Genomic DNA, 18,754 nt, shown 5'->3' with positions numbered 1-18,754 from the left:
TAGAAGAAAATGTACAATGTTTGATTTCATTTATTTACATCTTACAAAGCACCTTTGAATTGCTCTAAAAATTGCATATCATTCTCGTAGAACATACGAATATCTCCGATTTGGTACAATAGCATCGCGATACGTTCCACGCCCATACCGAAAGCAAAACCGCTATATTCTTCGTGATTTATACCGCAGTTTTTCAATACGTTAGGGTCAACCATTCCGCAACCCATAATTTCAAGCCAGCCCGTTCCTTTTGTGATGCGATAATCGATTTCGTTGTTCAATCCCCAATAAATATCCACTTCCGCAGAAGGCTCTGTAAATGGGAAATACGACGGACGCAAACGAATTTTCGACTTCCCGAACATTTCTTTCGTAAAATACAAAAGTGTTTGTTTCAAATCAGCAAATGATACATCTTTGTCGATGTACAATCCTTCCACTTGATGGAACAAACAGTGCGAACGTGATGAAATAGCTTCATTTCTGAACACACGCCCCGGAGAAATGGTACGAATTGGTGGTTTGTGATTTTCCATATAACGAACCTGCACCGAGCTGGTATGTGTGCGAAGCAAAATATCCGGATTGGTTTGGATGAAAAACGTATCCTGCATATCACGAGCGGGGTGATATTCAGGCAAGTTAAGTGCCGTGAAGTTATGCCAATCGTCTTCAATTTCAGGACCTTCGGAAACGTTAAACCCAATATTGGAAAAAATTTCTACGATTTGTTTTTTTACCAGCGATATCGGGTGTCTTGCCCCAATAGCAATGGGAGTGGCAGGACGCGTTAAATCGCCATAAACGCCTTTACTTTCCTGCTTTTGATCCAAAGCATCACGAAGTTCTTGTACTTTGTTTTCCACCTTGTTTTTAAGCTCATTTATGACTTGCCCAAATGCTTTCTTTTCTTCGTTAGGGACTTGCTTAAACGCAGCAAAAAAATCGTTCAAAATTCCTTTTTTTCCTAAATATTGAATTCTTAATTGCTCTATTTCTTCCTTTGTTGAAGCGTTAAAATTCTCAATTTCGGCAATATGTTCTTTAATTTTGTTTATCATCTGTTGAATATCTTTTCTCAATTTTGAAAGTACAAAAATATGAATTTTAACATAAAGAGCAAAAGAGGAATAAAATTTATTTCCATTCTTTCAATACAAAAAAGCAGACCCTCAAAGAGCCTGCTTCTTCACTAAAAAATAAATATTATGGTAATTAGTTCTCAGTTATTTATTTTGCTGCACTTGCCGCTATCAAGTTCAAAGCACTTCCTGCTTTAAACCACTCAATTTGGCTATCATTGTAAGTATGGTTTGCTACAATAATGTCTTTTGTGCCGTCAGCGTGAACAAATTCCAAATGCAATGGTTTGTTCGGAGCAAATTCTGTCAAATCCAAAAAGTTAATTGTGTCATCTTCTTGAATTTTGTCATAATCGGCTTCGTTAGCAAATGTTAAAGCAAGCATTCCTTGTTTTTTCAAATTCGTTTCGTGAATACGTGCAAACGATTTTACCAAAACTGCCCGAACTCCCAAATGACGAGGTTCCATAGCTGCGTGCTCACGTGACGAACCCTCTCCGTAGTTTTGGTCACCCACTACGATGGTAGGAATGTTGTTGGCTTTGTACTGACGTTGCACTGCTGGTACTTCGCCGTATGTTTCTGTAAGTTGATTTTTTACGGAATTAGTCTTTGAATTGAAAGCATTTACGGCTCCAATAAGCATATTGTTTGAAATGTTATCCAAATGCCCACGGAAACGCAACCAAGGTCCTGCCATCGAAATGTGGTCTGTGGTACATTTTCCTTCAGCTTTGATAAGTAATTTAGCTCCTGTGATATTTTTTCCGTCCCAAGGTTGAAAAGGCTCAAGCAATTGTAAACGCTGTGAATCAGGACGTACCACCACCTGAACAGATGAACCGTCTGCCGCAGGAGATTGATAGCCAGGGTCATCAACATCGAATCCTTTCTCCGGAAGTTCTTCCCCAAAAGGAGGCTTGAACATAACTTCTTCTCCTTTATCGTTTAACAGTTTATCTGTCATTGGGTTAAAATCCAAACGCCCTGCAATTGCCAAAGCAGCAACCATTTCAGGTGAAGTAACAAATGCGTGCGTGTTCGGATTCCCGTCTGCTCTTTTAGAAAAGTTACGGTTGAAAGAGTGAATAATCGTGTTTTTTTCTTGTTTTTCAGCTCCTTCTCTATCCCACTGACCGATGCAAGGACCACAAGCATTGGTAAACACTTTTGTGCCAAGTTTTTTGAACGCATCGATAATTCCATCACGCTCAATAGTATATTTAATTTGCTGAGAACCAGGATTTATCCCAAGTTCTGCTTTTGGTGTGATTCCCAAGTCCAAGGCTTGCTCCACGATAGAAACAGCTCGTGTCATATCCTCGTATGAAGAGTTTGTGCAAGAACCTATCAAGCCCCACTCTACCTTCAATGGCCAGCCATTTTCAACGGCAACTTTTTTCATTTTTGAAACCGGCGTTCCTCTGTCCGGAGTGAAAGGACCATTTACGTAAGGCTCTAATTCAGAAAGATTTATCTCAATTAATTGATCGAAATATTTTTCAGGATTTGCATATACTTCAGCATCAGCCGTAAGATGGCTCGCTACTTTGTCAGCCTCAAGCACTACATCTTCACGACCTGTGGCACGCAAATATCTTCTCATTGAATCATCATACCCGAAAGTAGAAGTTGTTGCCCCGATTTCTGCCCCCATATTACAAATTGTTCCTTTTGCAGTACAAGAAATTGATTTAGCTCCTTCCCCGAAATATTCGATTATCGCTCCCGTACCTCCTTTTACTGTGAGAATATCGGCAACACGCAGAATGATATCCTTAGGAGCAGTCCAACCGTTGAGCTCTCCTGTAAGTTTCACCCCGATTATTTTCGGGAATTTAAGCTCCCACGGCATTCCTGCCATTACATCTACAGCATCGGCACCACCAACTCCAATGGCAATCATTCCAAGACCACCTGCGTTGGGCGTGTGTGAGTCTGTACCTATCATCATTCCCCCAGGGAATGCATAATTTTCCAAAACCACTTGGTGAATGATTCCCGCTCCGGGCTTCCAGAAACCAATTCCGTATTTATTTGATACTGAAGAAAGAAAATCAAAAACCTCTTTTGATTGTTCTTGGGCAACTTTCAAATCTTGCTCTGCCCCAACTTTTGCTTGGATAAGGTGGTCGCAATGTACCGTTGTAGGCACTGCAACTTTTGATTTTCCAGCGTGCATAAACTGCAATAAAGCCATTTGGGCAGTTGCGTCCTGGCAAGCAATACGGTCAGGAGCAAAATCCACATAATCCTTTGCACGCCCGTACGCTTTTTCGGGCATTCCGTCCCAAAGGTGAGCGTAAAGAATTTTCTCAGAAAGTGTCAGCGGACGTCCCACAAGTTCACGTGCTTTCGAAACTCTTTCGGGCATACGCTCGTACACTTTTTTTATCATTTCAATATCAAATGCCATAAATGTAATTTTTTAGTTTTATGTACTCGCAAATGTACGAAATGTTTTGATGAAATAAAAAATATTCAATCAAATATCCTTTCTATTATTTCATCAATATTTTAGAATTATTTACCACTTTGTTAAAGACACTTTTCACAAAATTTCTTTTTGTCAAATAAACCACTTAAGTATTACAAAAACAATACAATTCAACACATTTTAACAATTGAAATTTTTACAACAAAAATCATTATTTATAATAATTCTATTTTACAAAACCAAAATATGGAAGTATTTCTTACAAAAAATCAGAAAGCAATTTAATCAATTATTTCCAATTTTTTCATCAAAAAAGTAGCATTTTTATTCCGGCAAACGCCATCTCTGATTTTATAGTCAAAATGGAGCGAATCATTTTCAATTTGTACTTCAAAGCATTTATTTTGAAGCGTTTGCGGATATTTTTTTGTGAGCTGGCAAACTTCAACATCGTGTGTGGCAACAACGCCAATGGCATTCAAGCGGATGATTTTCTCAATTATTTTAATGGTTCCCAATTGTTTATCTTCCGAATTTGTTCCGCGTAAAAGCTCATCTAAAAGCACAAAACAAATTTGATTTTCAAGGCTTTGTATAATTCCTTGAATCCTACGTATTTCTGCAAAAAAGTACGATTTTCCGTCGTTCAGAGAATCGGATAACCGCATAGAAACCAATATTTTCATAGGATGGACAACCGCCCTCTTAGCACAAACAGGCAAACCCATCGATGTCAGAAGCATATTCACGCCCAAGGTTCGTAAAAAGGTGCTTTTTCCTGACATATTTGAACCCGTTAAAATTACAAACGAATTTTCAATAAAGGAAATAGAATTTGTAACTCTTTGTTTTTCAGAAATAAGCGGATGACCAACTTCTTCAAAATATATCTGATAATCTGAATTTATCTCGGGGAAAACATATTTCGGATTGTTATACTTAAAATTAGCGAAACTACCAAGTGCTTCCATCTCTCCAACAACGTCTAACCAATCTTTTATGTAACTTGAATATTGATTTTTCCAACGAATTAACTGAATATATACGTGAAAATGATAAAAAGTAAAGCAATTTAACGGAATTGACACCAAAACATTGCTCAAATTATCCAAATCATCAAGTAAATTGGATAGTTTTTTGATTAAAACACTCGATTTTTGTTCTTTTTGATACAATTTTTGTTGGATTTTATTCAATTTATCCGATTTAAAGTCTGAATTTTCAACAAAAGCAATACTTTTTCTGTAAGAATATAAAATTTTGTATGCTCCTTCAAAACTTATCTTATTGCGTTGGATAACTCCGAATACGTAACCAAAAATCACCAAATTAACCAGAAATAACAATTTTGCCCAATTATGAAACGGAAAGGCGTCCGAAATAAATCCTAAAATAGTGCAACTAATTAATAATAAAGGAGATATATAAGCGAAAAATTGCATCCATTTTGGAAAAGAAATTTCCTTTTTTTGAGTCCACATCTCAATTTTTTCGTAAAAATCAGCGGAATCGCTCACCTGTGAAGTCAGTGCGGAAAAATTCTGTCTCCAATCTATTTTTTCTGATAATTCAGAAATACTTTGCTGATTTTCAGCAATATTTTCCATTTCTGGATTTAAAAAACAAGATGCTAAATGCTTCTTACCGAGGAAAGTTTTAGCCCGATTAATATGATGAAATAAAGATTTTTCGCCAAAAACATCCAAATCATACGCGTAAGAATGTGATTCTTCCTGAAATTCAGCTCCATTATCTGAAAAATATTCATTTTTTTCCAAAAAACGAATCTCTTTTGCATTAATTTCTATCTTTGACTTCTCCAATTTACGAAAAAAAGAGATTTTTTTATGCCAAACGACAAGAAATAAGAACAAAACAACCAAAAAAGCAACTCCAAAAACAGATTTTATATTAAAATCTTGAAAACAGAAGTAAATCAATACAATAGCAAGCACCGTAACAACGAGCCTTAAAAAACTAATCAGGTTGTATTTTTTGGTTAGCTTTTGATAGTTGATGGTCGCTTCCTGTAGTTTTTCTTTGTAAATAGAAATCATAATGTTTGGGAATTTTTCTCTACAAATTTCGGATATTTTTTTGAATTTATTTGCTATTTGAATAAAAATTCTTTGAGTTTTTGCTTTATTTCATCTGGGTAAATGGCGGTGAAATATTCCACATCATCGTTTGAAATACAAGATGCTGATTCTATGGTTTCATCTCTATATCTTTCATAATCAGAATTATTCCCTTTTTCTTTGTGGATTTCACTCAGGAAATAGTTTACCTCGAAATAATCTTGGTCAAACTCTTCGTACACAAAATTTAGTTCTTCTTTTGCAGTTTTCAAATAATCAAGTGCAATTTCCAAATATTTTTCTGCTTCGTTTTTATTCCCCAAGAAATAATTACAAAGTCCTGTGTTGATATAAATTCCTATTATGATTTCAATTCTTTGTTTAAAATCCTCTTTTTCAATATCATCAATTCCTTTTTGAAGTACCGAAAGTGCCTCTTGAAAATCTTTTGACTGCATACAATAGTCAGAATAGTTGAGATAACTGGCTCCCAAATAATCTCTATTTTTCATTTTTGACATTTGTTCCAAAGCACGACGTTCCATTTGTAAAGCTCCTTTCAAATCCCCGCTATCATCAAGAGCACAAGCGAAATCGCTGTAAAACAAGGCTTTGCAAATAAGCGTTCCGTATTCGGTTAGGATAACTTCATCATCGGTCAACATTTCAGGATTTTTTTCCACTTGGGAAAGAATTTCCTCAAACAGAGTTATTGCTTCTTGTGTGCTATTTGTATCTCGTAACTTGATTGCTTTTTCGTACTGTGTTATGAATTGTTCTTTTGTCATAGTTTTAAAGTTTTAGACTCACTACCTCCCCATATACACCAACAAAATACTAATATCCGCGGGGGAAACGCCACTGATACGCGAGGCTTGGGAAAGGCTCGTCGGGCGGATTTTTTTCAGCTTCTCGCGGCTCTCAAACGAAAGCGACGTCAGCTTGTCGTAATTGAAATTCTCGGGTATGCGAATGTCTTCCAAGCGGTTGAGTTTGTCAGCGTTGTTTTTCTCCTTTTCGATGTAACCCGCGTATTTGACCTCAATTTCGGTTTGTTCAATGATTTCTTTGTTAATTTCATTAGCTTCCACGAATGATTTTACGCTGTCCAATTCCTGCAAATCGGCAATGGTTATGTTGGGTCTGGAAAGCACTTTGTACATCTTGTCGCCCTGTTTCATTGGGGACGAATCGTATTTTGCCAAAATCGGATTCGCTTCCTCAGGGCGGATGCTCGTTTCCTTAAAGAAATCAACAAAAGCGTTGGTTTGGGCTTGTTTTTTCTCCAAAACCTCCATTCTTCGTGGCGATGCCAAACCGAGCGAAAAGCCCAGTGGGGTGAGTCGTGCATCGGCGTTGTCTTGTCGCAAAAGGGTGCGATATTCCGCTCGTGAGGTGAACATTCGGTAGGGTTCTTCCGTGCCTTTTGTGATTAAATCGTCAATCAAAACACCGATGTAGGCTTCACTTCGCTTTAAGATAATTTCCTCTTGCTCACGGATTTTGCGTACTGCATTGATTCCTGCCATAAGTCCTTGTGCAGCAGCCTCCTCGTAGCCTGTTGTTCCGTTGATTTGCCCTGCGAAATACAGATTTTCAACCAGTTTGGTCTCTAATGTATGTTTGAGTTGCGTTGGCGGAAAATAATCGTACTCAATGGCGTACCCTGGGCGGAAAAACTTCACGTTTTCAAAGCCTTCTACCTTGCGAAGTGCCTCAAACTGAACCTCTTCGGGCAGTGATGTGGAGAATCCGTTTACGTACACCTCCACCGTGTCCCAGCCTTCGGGTTCGACGAAGATTTGATGGCGGTCTTTGTCGGCAAATCGGTTGATTTTGTCCTCAATTGAAGGGCAGTATCGCGGTCCTACGCCCTGAATGGCACCTCTGAACATCGGTGAACGGTCGAATCCTGTACGGAGCAAGTCGTGTACCTCCTCGCTGGTGTAGGTCATAAAGCAATCCTTCTGAATTTGAAGCGGTTGGGTTTCTTCCGAGAAGGAAAACTTTTCGGGTTTGTCATCGCCAGGCTGTGGTATCATTTTGGAATAGTCGAGTGAACGGCTATCCACGCGAGGCGGCGTTCCTGTTTTCATTCTTCCTGACTCAAATCCGTGATTTACAAGGCATTCGGTAATTCCTTTGGAAGCCTTTTCTCCTGCTCTTCCGCCTCCAAATTGCTTCATCCCGATGTGAATAACTCCATTTAGGAAAGTTCCGTTAGTGAGAATTACCGTTTTGGCAAAAATGGAAATCCCGAGCGAAGTTTTCACACCTTTTACCTGATGATTTTCGATAATGAGGTCGGAAACCATATCCTGATAGAAGTCGAGATTGGGCAATCTTTCGAGTTGGAGACGCCATTCTTCGGCAAATCGCATACGGTCGGACTGAGCTCGCGGACTCCACATTGCCGGTCCTTTGGACTGATTGAGCATTTTAAACTGAATGGCGGTTTTGTCAGTAATGATGCCCGTGTATCCGCCCAAAGCGTCAATCTCACGAACGATTTGCCCCTTGGCAATTCCACCAATGGCTGGGTTGCACGACATTTGTGCGATATTTTGTAATTGCATTGTGATGAGCAAGGTTTTTGCTCCCATATTGGCAGCGGCAGCGGCAGCTTCGGCTCCTGCGTGTCCGCCCCCAACTACGATAACGTCGTATTTTTCTTGAAACATTTTTTTCTTTTTTTAGGCAATAGGGATTAGGCAATGGGCAATTGTGATTTAAAATTCCACTGGCTTAATTCCTAATAACTTTACAATTAGGGCGACAAAAATACGATAATTTAGAGAAAAAGAATTACTGTCTAAAAATCTTGTTGATTTTTAGCTGAAAGAAATTACATTTTTTAAGGAAGTTACGAGCCTTAAACTACAAATAAGGCAAAACGATTTTCTTCCACAGCAAGTATCCTTCCGCCATTAGATGAAGTCCGTCGTTGGTGAGTTCGGGTTTTAGCTTGTCGGTGTTGGGTACGATAAAATGCGAGTACAAATCCACATAAGCGACTTTATATTTCTGGCAAATTCGGCGAATTTCAGCGTTAAGCTCGTGTATTTTTTCGGGTTGTTGATGAGCCTCAAACATCTTAAAATCAGAATTTACCGGCAAAACACTTTGCAAATAAATCTTGGTTTTTGGCGAAACTTGCTGTATTTTCATCACAATTTTTTCGATGTTTTGCGAAGTGGTTTCCAACGGAATTTTTCGGGCAATGTCATTCACTCCAATGAGCAGAAATATTTTTTTAGGCTTTCCGTTTACGATATTGTCCAATCTTTCATAAACTCCCTGCGAAATATCGCCGCTAATACCTCTGTTTTTTATGTTTTTCTTTCCGAAGAGTTCCGCCCATTCGCACCCGTTAGTAATGCTGTTCCCTAAGAAAACAATATCTTTTGAAGTAACAGGGAACTTATCGAAAAAATCGGCACGTTGGTAATAAAAATGAGAATGTTTTATCTCTTGCGAAAAACCAGAAAATGAAAGCATTACAGCGAATAAAAGAATAATTTTTTTCATTGTTATTTAGGTTAAATGGTTATAGTTTTTTATAAACTTTCAATGTAAAATTTAGTAGGAATATTCAGAAGCAATAACTTTTCTTTGTTCTTAATCTATCTCTTTTCGTGCTTATAATTCTTAAAAACGTTATCAGGGATTGTCTTTTCAAAAACTTTCTGATACTCTTTAAGTTGAATATCATCTTTAACAGGATAATTCAATAATATGAAGCTATTTTGAGGATTTGTCTTTTCATAAATAACTATATAATTAGCAGACAAATCTGGTTTTATATCAGGTATCTCTACTCGTCCTGGCTCACTATACTTTTCAATATAAAAATCTTCACCAACAAAGTAACTATATTCTACACTATTGTTTGGTGCGCTCACTCCCATTGTTGGTATGCTAACTTTACCGCCAACAAAATAACCATCTATATATCCTTTGGTTATAGCGTAATTATCGGTTAATCTGTAAAACTTATCGTCTCTAAATTTCATGATTACTAGCAGACCTGAAATAGAGAAAAGCAATATTATTGTTAAGGTAACTTCTTATTTATCAACTTTTTTCATTACCTTGGGAACGACAAGAGACAGAGTCAATAAAATTAATGATAAAATAGCTATAAGCTTGATACCTTCAGACATTTCTTGAAACATACTATTTTTTTATTTGTTTAAACTTAAACTCATACGATGGAGGAATCACCACCCTTCCTCATACCCATAATCACTACTTTAAAACTAATTCTATTCGACTTTTCTTCGTATTTCTATCCAACCAACTTCTTCTTGACCTCTAAAAACCTTATAAACATTACCTAACCCTATACTTGTTTTCATAAAATCAAAAGCAAAAATAGAAATTTCTACATCAAAAGGTTTCTCATATTGAGCGAAATTTTCATTCAACGTTTTGTAAACAAATCCGTATAGATTTTCTTCTATTTGTAAAAAAAGCCGGTTGACGACATCATCTTTTGGGCTTGTTGTATTAGGTAAAAATATACTTTTTTTGATAAATAAGAGGGCATTAAAATGGTATTTTCTATCTAATGATAACGTCATAATTTTAGTTTAGATTTTATATGAGGTAACACTTCTTTTGGAAAATTATATGCTCCTATGTCTATATTGGGATACCAATGGTATTTTAAATTAAAAGGAGTTTTTGTAGTTCCTTCTATAACTCTAAACCCACTAGGATAGACACCTACAGTGGCAACTTCTGTTGTTACCAAAAAACTAGCTCCAACAGTTACACCAGTAATTTCCGTTCAGTCCCCGAAATAGCTACAACTCCAAAAGCAGTTAGTAGAATAATCACCAATTTACCTACACAAACAATCCCATTTTTTCTTCTTCTTTATTCCGCATTTGCTGGCTTTCTGCGTCGGTTTTGTCTTTGTAACCGCATAAGTGTAGCACACCGTGAGCCATCACTCGCAACAATTCGGTTTGAAAATCCACATTGAAATCTTGGGCGTTATCGGCAACTCGTTCCACCGAAATAAAAATATCTCCTGAAATCGTTTCCTCTTCCGTATAATCAAACGTTATGATATCGGTAAGTGTATCGTGGTCAAGATATTGCACATTGATTTGATGTAAATACGCATCATCACAGAAAATATAATTCAGCTCGCCCAATTCTTTTTCTTCGGAAATTATTATCTTTTCAATCCACGACTGAAAAACGGCTTCTTGCTCGGGGAGTTCAAATTCGGTTTCGTAATTAAATGTTATCATAAAAAATCTTTAACGTAATAAATGAAGTACAAAAATAATTCATAATATTGATTTACTTCACATTCATCGAAACATTTTTCTGATATTGGCTTGGCGTGATGCCAAATTCTTTTTTAAATACTCGCGAAAAATAGCTCAAATCATAGAAACCGCAAACGTCAGCTACCTCGCCCAAACTAACCGACGTATCGTGAAGCATTTTCTTGGCTTTGTTCAGTTTCACTTGAAGAATATACGAAGATGTAGGGAATCCTGTTATTTGATTCAGCTTTCTACTTAACTGTGAAGGACTTACTGCCATTTTATCCGCAACAAAAGCCGCATTGAAATTAGGGTTATTTAATTCGGAATGAATTATTTCAACCACCTTTTGTAAAAACTTCAAATTTTCATCATTATGCAAACGAGCTTGAGAGTTACTATCGGTAATATTCAAATATTTTTCTTTCAATATCTTTCTGTTTTCCAAAATATTATGAACACGAATTAATAATTCCTTAGAAGAGAAAGGTTTTTCTATGTAGGCTTCCACTCCGTATTTCAATCCTTGCAAACGGTCTTCTTTTGAAGTTTTTGCAGTAAGCATAATGATAGGAATATGATTTAGTAACACACTATCTTTCATATATTTACACAACTCATATCCGTTTTTAACGGGCATCATCACGTCTGTAATTACCAAATCAGGCACGCATTTCTCAGCCAATTCCATTCCTTCTTTTCCGTTCTTAGCTGTGATAACGTTGTAATTTTCTCTTAATAAGGATTTTACGTACAATGTTACATCTTTATTGTCCTCCACAACCAATACCGTAGGCAGGTGGGAATGCTTTGCGTTATCATTACAAGCAGAATCTTCCTCCGGCTCACTTTCTGCGATTTTTGGAAGCGTAATTACTTCTTTTTTAATGTTTTCTGAAATTAGAGTTACTTTTACGTCTTTATTTTTTAAAGGCAAGGTAACCGTAAATGTTGTTCCTTTTCCAAGCTCGCTTTCCACAGTAATTTTCCCGTGCATTTTCTCAACCAACATTTTGGTAAATGCCAGCCCAATGCCCGTTCCTGAGGTGTTTTTTGCATTCGGACTTTGGTAGAACAATTCAAAAATGTGTGTTAATTCACCCTTTGGAATTCCTACTCCGTTGTCTGTAACACGGATAACTATAGTATCTGGTTTTGAACCTTTTACAACGATAAAATCAATTTTGTCGCCATCTTCGGTATGTTTGATGGCATTGGAAAGCAAATTCCCAACTATTTTATCAATATAGAAAGGAACAAAATCCATTTCTTGTTTGGCAATATCGGTGTAAAAAATCAGATTTATGTTTCTCTCCTGAGCGTATAACCGAAAAGTTTCTGCCGTCATTCGTAAATAAGGAATGATATCGTCTCTTCTCCATTCGGGTTTTTCGGTTCCGCTTTTCAATTTTGTGACGTCCAATAGTTGATTAACCAAATTTAGCAAATTGCTACTCTGCCGAGCGATGGCATCCATAAATTTTGATTTCTCTTTTTCGGAAAGGTCTTTTCGTATTTGTAGCTGACGATTAAGCCCTTGAATTACTGTAAGAGGCGTTCGGAACTCGTGGGTGAGGTTCGTAAAGAAGTCTGTTCTGGCTTTTTCTACATTTCTGAGTATTCGGTTGCTGATGGCACGTTGCCTATAAGCGTAATACAAAAGCCCCAATATGATTACTACCACCAAAACTACCGCCCAAGATATCTTCAGCAAAAATTGTCTTTTCCCTTCTTTGATTATGCTTTCAGCCTCAACTTGCTTGAGCCTGCGTGAGTTTTGTTCTCTTTCATAATTTACACGCAAATCCATATAATGATTTGCATTTTTGATACCCTGAACGCTATCACGCATCATAATGCTTTTCTTGTAACAATCAAGTGCCTCTCGGAAATTACGTTGCTTTATGGCTTGATTGTATTTTAGTTCATTCACCTCCGAAATATGCCCCATAGAGCCAATTCGGTTTGCAGTTTCTTCAGCAAGTTGAATGTACTTCTTGTATTTCCCAACATTTCCCTGTTCTTGATATACGGTAGCAAGGGCAACACACGCATTAAGCCAATGCCATTTATCGGCAAACTTATCCATTAAATCGTATGCCTTTTGGTACTCTTCTTCTGCAAGGTCGTATTTTTGTTCAATACTATACAAATTTCCAAGGTGAATGTAGCATAATCCTATGCCTAATTCCGAATTAGCTTTGATATTTTTCTCCAATGAACGCTGATAATACACTCTTGCAGAATCGTACTCTTGCCTGCCTCTGAACACGGAACCTATATTTGCGTAATTTATCGCCTCTCCTAATTCACTTCCCAATGCAGTTTCTTCGGCGAGAGCTTCGCGAAAATATCTTTCAGCATCAGATAAATAACCAAGTTGCTGACTAATGTTACCTATTCCGTTTAAAGCCACAACACGAGCTTTTCTTCCGCTGTTTTTCAAATCTGAAAAAGCATCTGCATACCGAAGTGCCTCATAATGGTAGTTTGAAGCCTCAGATGTTGCTCCAATGCGCCTAAAATCAGTTCCTAAATCATTGAACGCCTGAATAATTTCAACTGTATCTTTTATTTTTAAAGCAAGTTCCAAATACTCTTGATGAGACTCAATTGCTTCTGCAAATTTCGCATTTTCTCGCTGGTTTTTCCCCAAATACTTGTATGACAACATCATACCAATATCATCTCCTGCTTCAATTTGCTTTTGAAGCATAATTTTCAAAGAATCTTCCTTTTTTGAAATACCATTGAGTGCTTCCAAATATTCTTCTTTGGAAGCACTCTTCCTGATTTGTTCTTTTTCAGGAGAGCAAGCATCAAGAAAAACGAAAGTGCACATCAACAGAAATGACATTCTTATTCTGACGAAAATATCCATTGCAAACGAAATTAATAGAAAACAAAAATATGTAATAGGTATGAATAATTTATGAAATTTAACAAAAAAAATTAGTTATGCATATAACTAATTGATTATCAAATCAGGTAAAAAACGAAAATATTAAAATCACAGAAGATAAAAATTCACGAAAAAGACTGCAAAAAACACTTTCAACGACAATAACCGACCTGTATTTTTTCCAAATTATTTTTCGACTCTGATTGTTTTTATGTTTTTATAATCTTTTCAAATCAAAAAAATACAATTCCTTTCATTTCTTTACAAATAAGATTAAAAGATTTATTTGTATTTTTTTATTCATCATTTTCAATGAGTTGTACAAAAAGTATGCGTGATATATACAAATCTGAAAAATGTTAATGCGTGATATATACAAATAAATATTCACTTTTTACAAAGGTTTGATCACTCGGTAGCATAATTTTGTCCCAAGAGATTAGCACCTGAATTAAACTAAAAGACTAGACGAGTTGAGAGAGTGATTTTATGAAACTTGATTTTTCACATTGCGTAGGTACGGTTCTGAGTTGTGGTTGTGTTACTGATGCCACAGCCACAACTGCGAACTGTAGATTTTTATTAACTAATAACTATTAAATTTTGAGGTTATGAATTTGCTTGGTAAAATTAAATCTCTAGGATTCAAATTATTACATCGAAATGTTGATGTAATAAAGTGTATGGAAAACAAAAACAAATTGTGGAATGTTTTCTCTTCCCCAGCAACCATCAAAAATGGAGCGAAACTTGTTGTTGATAACACACACGTTGCAGCACTTGTGAGTGGTGGTCGGTTGGCGGATATGTATAGTTGTGGTCAACACGAATTGGTTGCCTCCAATATGCCAATTTTCGCGACACTCAAAGGATGGAAATACAATCACGCCTCTGCGTTTGAAGCGGAAGTTTATTTCATAAATACTGCAACATTTAATAACCAAAACTGGTCTACTCTTTATCCTTTCCCTCTTGAGGATCAGAAGTTAAAATCTGTAGCCATCGAAACCTCAGGCAGATACAGTTTTTGTGTAAAACCAAATCCTTCTGCATTTATAGAAAACTTGATAAAGGACCAAGAAGTTGATTCTCAAGAAAGATGGTTCAACAATTTCATTATTAAAAGATTCAGAAATTATTTGGAAACATCAGGTGTTGATTTACTGAGCATTGTAAAAGAACCTCAAAAGTTTTCTAACGATTTGAAGATTAATCTTAAAAATGACCTTTTAGATTTTGACATCATATTAGATGATTTTCAGATAGATAACTTTACTGTTTACAAAAATTAAAAGAAAAACTTCTAAGCTCCTTAATCACGTAGCATTTTTTATTAAAACTTGTTTAAACTTTTCGAATAAATGTTAGTATAATCCCTAGATACAACATAGCCATCCAAGTTGTGTTTAGGGTTTCATATCTTATAATCAATCCTTTAAAACCATCAAGCCACGCAAAACTTCTCTCTATTTTAAACCGATTTTTATATAATTCTTCGTCAAAATAAATATTTTCATTTTGTCCATTTCTGGGATTTTGTTTGATATTAGGTATTATTTCTTTTTCCTGTAAAAAACTTTTTAAGTCTCGGCTATCAAAACCTGCATCTGCATTGACAAACAAGCCTTTATGCTCTATTTTCGCTTCCTCCAAAAGATTCAAAATCTCTTTTAAAACAAAGTCTATATTATTCAAATCGTGATGATTACCGGATTTTGGACTACCCATTGCTAAAATTTGCCCCAAATTATCACACAGAAAGATAGAATTCGTGGTCTTTGACTTTTTTCTTAACTGATAACCAACAGATTGTCCTCCCATTCGACATCGAGTATGACTACCATCAAGTTGGACGCTTGATAAATCTAATTTTCTCCGATTCTCAAGCAACAAATTAAGCCAAATTCGCTTAAAACTACCATCTTTACTCCATTTATTGAAATAATAATAGACTGTTTGATAGCTTATTTTTTGGTCTTTAAAATACACTTCTACCGGAAGTTCCCTCCACTGGCAACCTGTTTTTAATCGTTTGACTATCAGAAGAAAAATTAATGATAAATCAAATTTTGTTTTAAATCCTCTTTTTCCAATACTCAAATGGGAAATAATCCATTTTTTTATTATATCTTTGCTCAAAGTTCCTTGATTTTCATTTTGTTATGCAAAACAAAAATGCTAAAAATTCTTGGAACTTTTAATTTTCCTCTTAAAAAGTTTAGACAGGTTTTTAGTATTATATATTCACTTCCAATACTTAGGAGCTTAACATTGTGCTACCACTTTTCTCAAGAAGATACCCAAAAGTATCTTCTTTTTTCATTTTTATAGGATTAAAAACCATTCTACGGCAATATTGCACTTCATTTTTTATTCTTTCAAAACAAAATTACAAGTAACTGATAATCAAATATATAAATACAGTGTTTTATAACATACGCTATTTCAGCTTGTTAAATTATTTGTAATTGTGTATCAATTTTTTCAAAAAAAAGTTTTTCATATGAAACTTATTTATATTTTTGTCCCCAGATAAGTAAATGTTTTTTAGTTTTTTTTGGTTTTTTTTAACATTTGCCCTTTGTTATTAGTTTTTAAAAACCTGTTTTTTATGTGATTAAAATCAGAACAAAAATATATAGCAAGAATAAATCAACTCAAATATAGTCATGAAAAACGCTACGCTTACTCTACGGAGTTTAATTCAAAAACAGAATCTTTTCAGATTCTTCACCTACACAGCAATGGTAGGAATGATTTCATTAACAAGTTGTAAGAAGGAACAAGAAGAGCTAATCAATCCTATTACAAATTCAAATTCTTCATCTTCAGGAGGGGAGAAATCCAATTCTGGAGGAACTAACTCCAAGCCCGATTCAGATTTAATTTTTGTGGAAGGAGGCACATTCCTAATGGGAAGCCCCGCTGGTTCAGGTGACGGGGACGAACGCCCACAACACAAAGTAACCCTTAAAAGCTTCAAAATCACCAAGTACGAAATCACTAATGAGCAGTACGCCAAGTTTTTATCTGAAAGAGGGAATCAGACTGAAAACGGAGTGAAGTGGTATCAGGGAACAGATTTTGATGTAAAGGGGAAAAAGTTCACTCCTAAAAAAGGGAAGGAAAGAATGCCCGTGCGATTCGTTAGCTGGAACGGAGCCAATGCCTATGCCAAGTGGGCAAAAGGGAGAATCCCAACCGAAGCCGAGTGGGAATACGCAGCAAGAGGAGGCAAAAAAAGTAAAGGTTACACCTGGAGCGGAAGCAACAACATCAATGAAGTTGCTTGGCACGTGGGTAATTCAGGACAAAGACTTCACAATGTGGGTGAAAAAAAACCAAATGAGTTAGGGATATATGATATGAGCGGGAATGTATGGGAGTGGACTGCTGATTGGTATGGTGCCTACACGAAAGAAGCCAAAACGAACCCTAAAGGTCCCTCTACAGGCAAGGCTCGTTCACGACGCGGTGCCAGTGCCTTCTGTACTCCTCACAACAATCGTTCTGCAAATCGTAGTAACAGAGCCCCTAATGGAGTACGTCACAATTTAGGTTTTCGTGTAGTTTTTGACTAACGATAAAAAGAACTTGTTAATTTAAAAAATCCCGTTTATTTTTATAATAAGCGGGATTTTTAACATATTTATTATACATATATTAAGAAACAACCGATTTGATTATGTGTATTGTCAATATTCAGAAAAAAATTCTGCACGTGCAAAACATATTTTTATATTAAATCATTATAAATAAGGCTTCTAAAAAGAATATACTGACCTTTAATTTTTATTAACTTCTTATAAAGTCTGCATAAATATTTTTCAGAACAACTTTCTTTTATAGTTTTGCCCCCGAAAGAAACTATGTAACACATAAGACCGATTTTAAAATCAATGGTCACGATAATTCCTCTGGATTAATTAAAACAAATTAAATATAGTATGAAAAAAAACGTTCAAACCGCAGTAAAAAAGTGGGATGCTTTTAAACTGCACAAATTTTCGAAAGGTATTGCCGTATTAACAGTAATGGCGACAACCACACTAACAAGTTGTAACAAAGAGGAGCAAGACTTCACCCCCTCTGACACTGTAACGGTTGAAACACAGCCGGAAATTTCACCCAATCTTTTTTCAAAATCAATAAAAGACAACACTGTTTTTGTTGAAGGAGGAACTTTTAATATGGGAACAGTAAGTGCCCATAAGGTGACTTTAAGCAACTTCAGAATCACTAAGTACGAAATTACCAACGCTGAGTATGCACAATTTTTAAATTCAAAAAAAGAAAATAAGATTGAAAACGGAGCCAAATGGTATCAAGGGAAAGACATCGTTCAAGAAGGAAAAACATTTAAGGCTCGAGCTGGTAAAGAAAATCTTCCTGTAATTTTTGTTACTTGGAACGGAGCTAAGGCATACGCAGAATGGGCAGGAGGAAGAATCCCAACCGAAGCAGAATGGGAATATGCTGCCCGTGGAGGTAAAAAAAGCAAAGGCTATATGTGGAGCGGAAGTAACAACATAGATGAAGTTGCTTGGTATGTGAAAAATTCAGGAGGAAGAATGCATCCTGTGGGAACGAAGAAACCCAATGAGTTAGGAATTTATGATATGAGCGGAAATGCTTGGGAATGGACTGCTGATTGGTTTGGCTCTCTACCAAGAACTCAACAAACAAACCCGAAAGGTGCTAATCAGGGAAGTTTACGCGTAAGACGTGGAGCCAGTGCCTTCTGTACTCCAGCAACTTGCCGTACTATATATCGAAGCAAACGTGCTCCTAACGGTGTACGCCACAACTTAGGTTTCCGTGTTGTTTTCCCAGCAAGATAAGTATAAAAAATTATAGTATAAATCCACCTTTTTTAAGAGGTGGATTTTTTTATTGGATTGATTAACAAGCTATTTCCAAAAGCTGAATAAATCACAAAGCACCACAAAAACAAATTTCCTTCTTATATT

The 18,754-nt window shown here is 36.2% G+C and carries 14 protein-coding genes; 3 read left to right on the top strand and 11 right to left on the bottom strand.

Annotated elements, in window-relative coordinates; genetic code table 11:
- Positions 1–41: 41 nt before the first annotated feature.
- The 10 genes from pheS to CGC58_RS06740 all read right to left on the bottom strand — a co-directional run bounded on the left by pheS (position 42) and on the right by CGC58_RS06740 (position 13,724).
- On the bottom strand, positions 42–1,061 hold the full coding sequence (gene pheS / locus CGC58_RS06785) for a phenylalanine--tRNA ligase subunit alpha (RefSeq protein ID WP_095896037.1): 1,020 nt from the start codon (positions 1,059–1,061) through the stop codon (positions 42–44).
- Positions 1,062–1,230: 169 nt separating this feature from the next.
- The gene (locus CGC58_RS06780; protein WP_095896036.1) at positions 1,231–3,498 is read right to left on the bottom strand and encodes an aconitate hydratase; all 2,268 of its coding nucleotides are present in this window, start codon (positions 3,496–3,498) and stop codon (positions 1,231–1,233) included.
- A 302-nt stretch (positions 3,499–3,800) separates the two neighbouring features.
- On the bottom strand, positions 3,801–5,576 hold the full coding sequence (locus CGC58_RS06775; RefSeq protein ID WP_095896035.1) for a MutS-related protein: 1,776 nt from the start codon (positions 5,574–5,576) through the stop codon (positions 3,801–3,803).
- Between the two features lie 53 nt (positions 5,577–5,629).
- Positions 5,630–6,385, bottom strand: a complete 756-nt coding sequence (locus CGC58_RS06770) for a hypothetical protein (protein ID WP_095896034.1) — start codon at positions 6,383–6,385, stop codon at positions 5,630–5,632.
- Between the two features lie 21 nt (positions 6,386–6,406).
- The gene (gene mnmG, locus CGC58_RS06765; RefSeq protein WP_095896033.1) at positions 6,407–8,278 is read right to left on the bottom strand and encodes a tRNA uridine-5-carboxymethylaminomethyl(34) synthesis enzyme MnmG; all 1,872 of its coding nucleotides are present in this window, start codon (positions 8,276–8,278) and stop codon (positions 6,407–6,409) included.
- Positions 8,279–8,474: 196 nt separating this feature from the next.
- Complete coding sequence (locus CGC58_RS06760; RefSeq protein ID WP_095896032.1) at positions 8,475–9,125, bottom strand: GDSL-type esterase/lipase family protein; 651 nt, start codon at positions 9,123–9,125, stop codon at positions 8,475–8,477.
- Positions 9,126–9,220: 95 nt separating this feature from the next.
- Positions 9,221–9,610, bottom strand: coding sequence for a hypothetical protein (locus tag CGC58_RS06755; protein ID WP_095896031.1), 390 nt, complete (start codon positions 9,608–9,610; stop codon positions 9,221–9,223).
- Positions 9,611–9,862: 252 nt separating this feature from the next.
- Positions 9,863–10,180: a hypothetical protein gene (locus CGC58_RS06750; protein WP_095896030.1), complete on the bottom strand. Its 318-nt coding sequence runs from the start codon at positions 10,178–10,180 to the stop codon at positions 9,863–9,865.
- Between the two features lie 267 nt (positions 10,181–10,447).
- Positions 10,448–10,861, bottom strand: a complete 414-nt coding sequence (gene ybeY, locus CGC58_RS06745; RefSeq protein ID WP_095896029.1) for an rRNA maturation RNase YbeY — start codon at positions 10,859–10,861, stop codon at positions 10,448–10,450.
- Positions 10,862–10,913: 52 nt separating this feature from the next.
- Complete coding sequence (locus CGC58_RS06740; RefSeq protein ID WP_232748802.1) at positions 10,914–13,724, bottom strand: hybrid sensor histidine kinase/response regulator transcription factor; 2,811 nt, start codon at positions 13,722–13,724, stop codon at positions 10,914–10,916.
- Positions 13,725–14,467: 743 nt separating this feature from the next.
- Here CGC58_RS06740 and CGC58_RS06735 point away from each other — a divergent pair.
- Complete coding sequence (locus tag CGC58_RS06735; protein ID WP_157909224.1) at positions 14,468–15,076, top strand: SPFH domain-containing protein; 609 nt, start codon at positions 14,468–14,470, stop codon at positions 15,074–15,076.
- Between the two features lie 52 nt (positions 15,077–15,128).
- Here CGC58_RS06735 and CGC58_RS06730 read toward each other — a convergent pair whose 3' ends face one another.
- Complete coding sequence (locus tag CGC58_RS06730; RefSeq protein WP_095894635.1) at positions 15,129–15,923, bottom strand: IS5 family transposase; 795 nt, start codon at positions 15,921–15,923, stop codon at positions 15,129–15,131.
- 530 nt (positions 15,924–16,453) lie between these two features.
- Between CGC58_RS06730 and CGC58_RS06720 the strand changes: the two genes are divergently transcribed.
- Positions 16,454–17,365: a formylglycine-generating enzyme family protein gene (locus CGC58_RS06720; RefSeq protein ID WP_095896025.1), complete on the top strand. Its 912-nt coding sequence runs from the start codon at positions 16,454–16,456 to the stop codon at positions 17,363–17,365.
- A gap of 366 nt (positions 17,366–17,731) precedes the next feature.
- Entirely contained in the window at positions 17,732–18,625 is an 894-nt protein-coding gene (locus tag CGC58_RS06715; protein WP_095896024.1) for a formylglycine-generating enzyme family protein, read from the top strand.
- Positions 18,626–18,754 lie beyond the last annotated feature (129 nt).

The organism is Capnocytophaga stomatis (genome assembly GCF_002302635.1).
GTDB classification, from domain to species: Bacteria; Bacteroidota; Bacteroidia; order Flavobacteriales; family Flavobacteriaceae; genus Capnocytophaga; species Capnocytophaga stomatis.
Note: the sequence above shows the minus strand (reverse complement) of the source record. Positions and strands in the feature narration are given on the sequence as shown.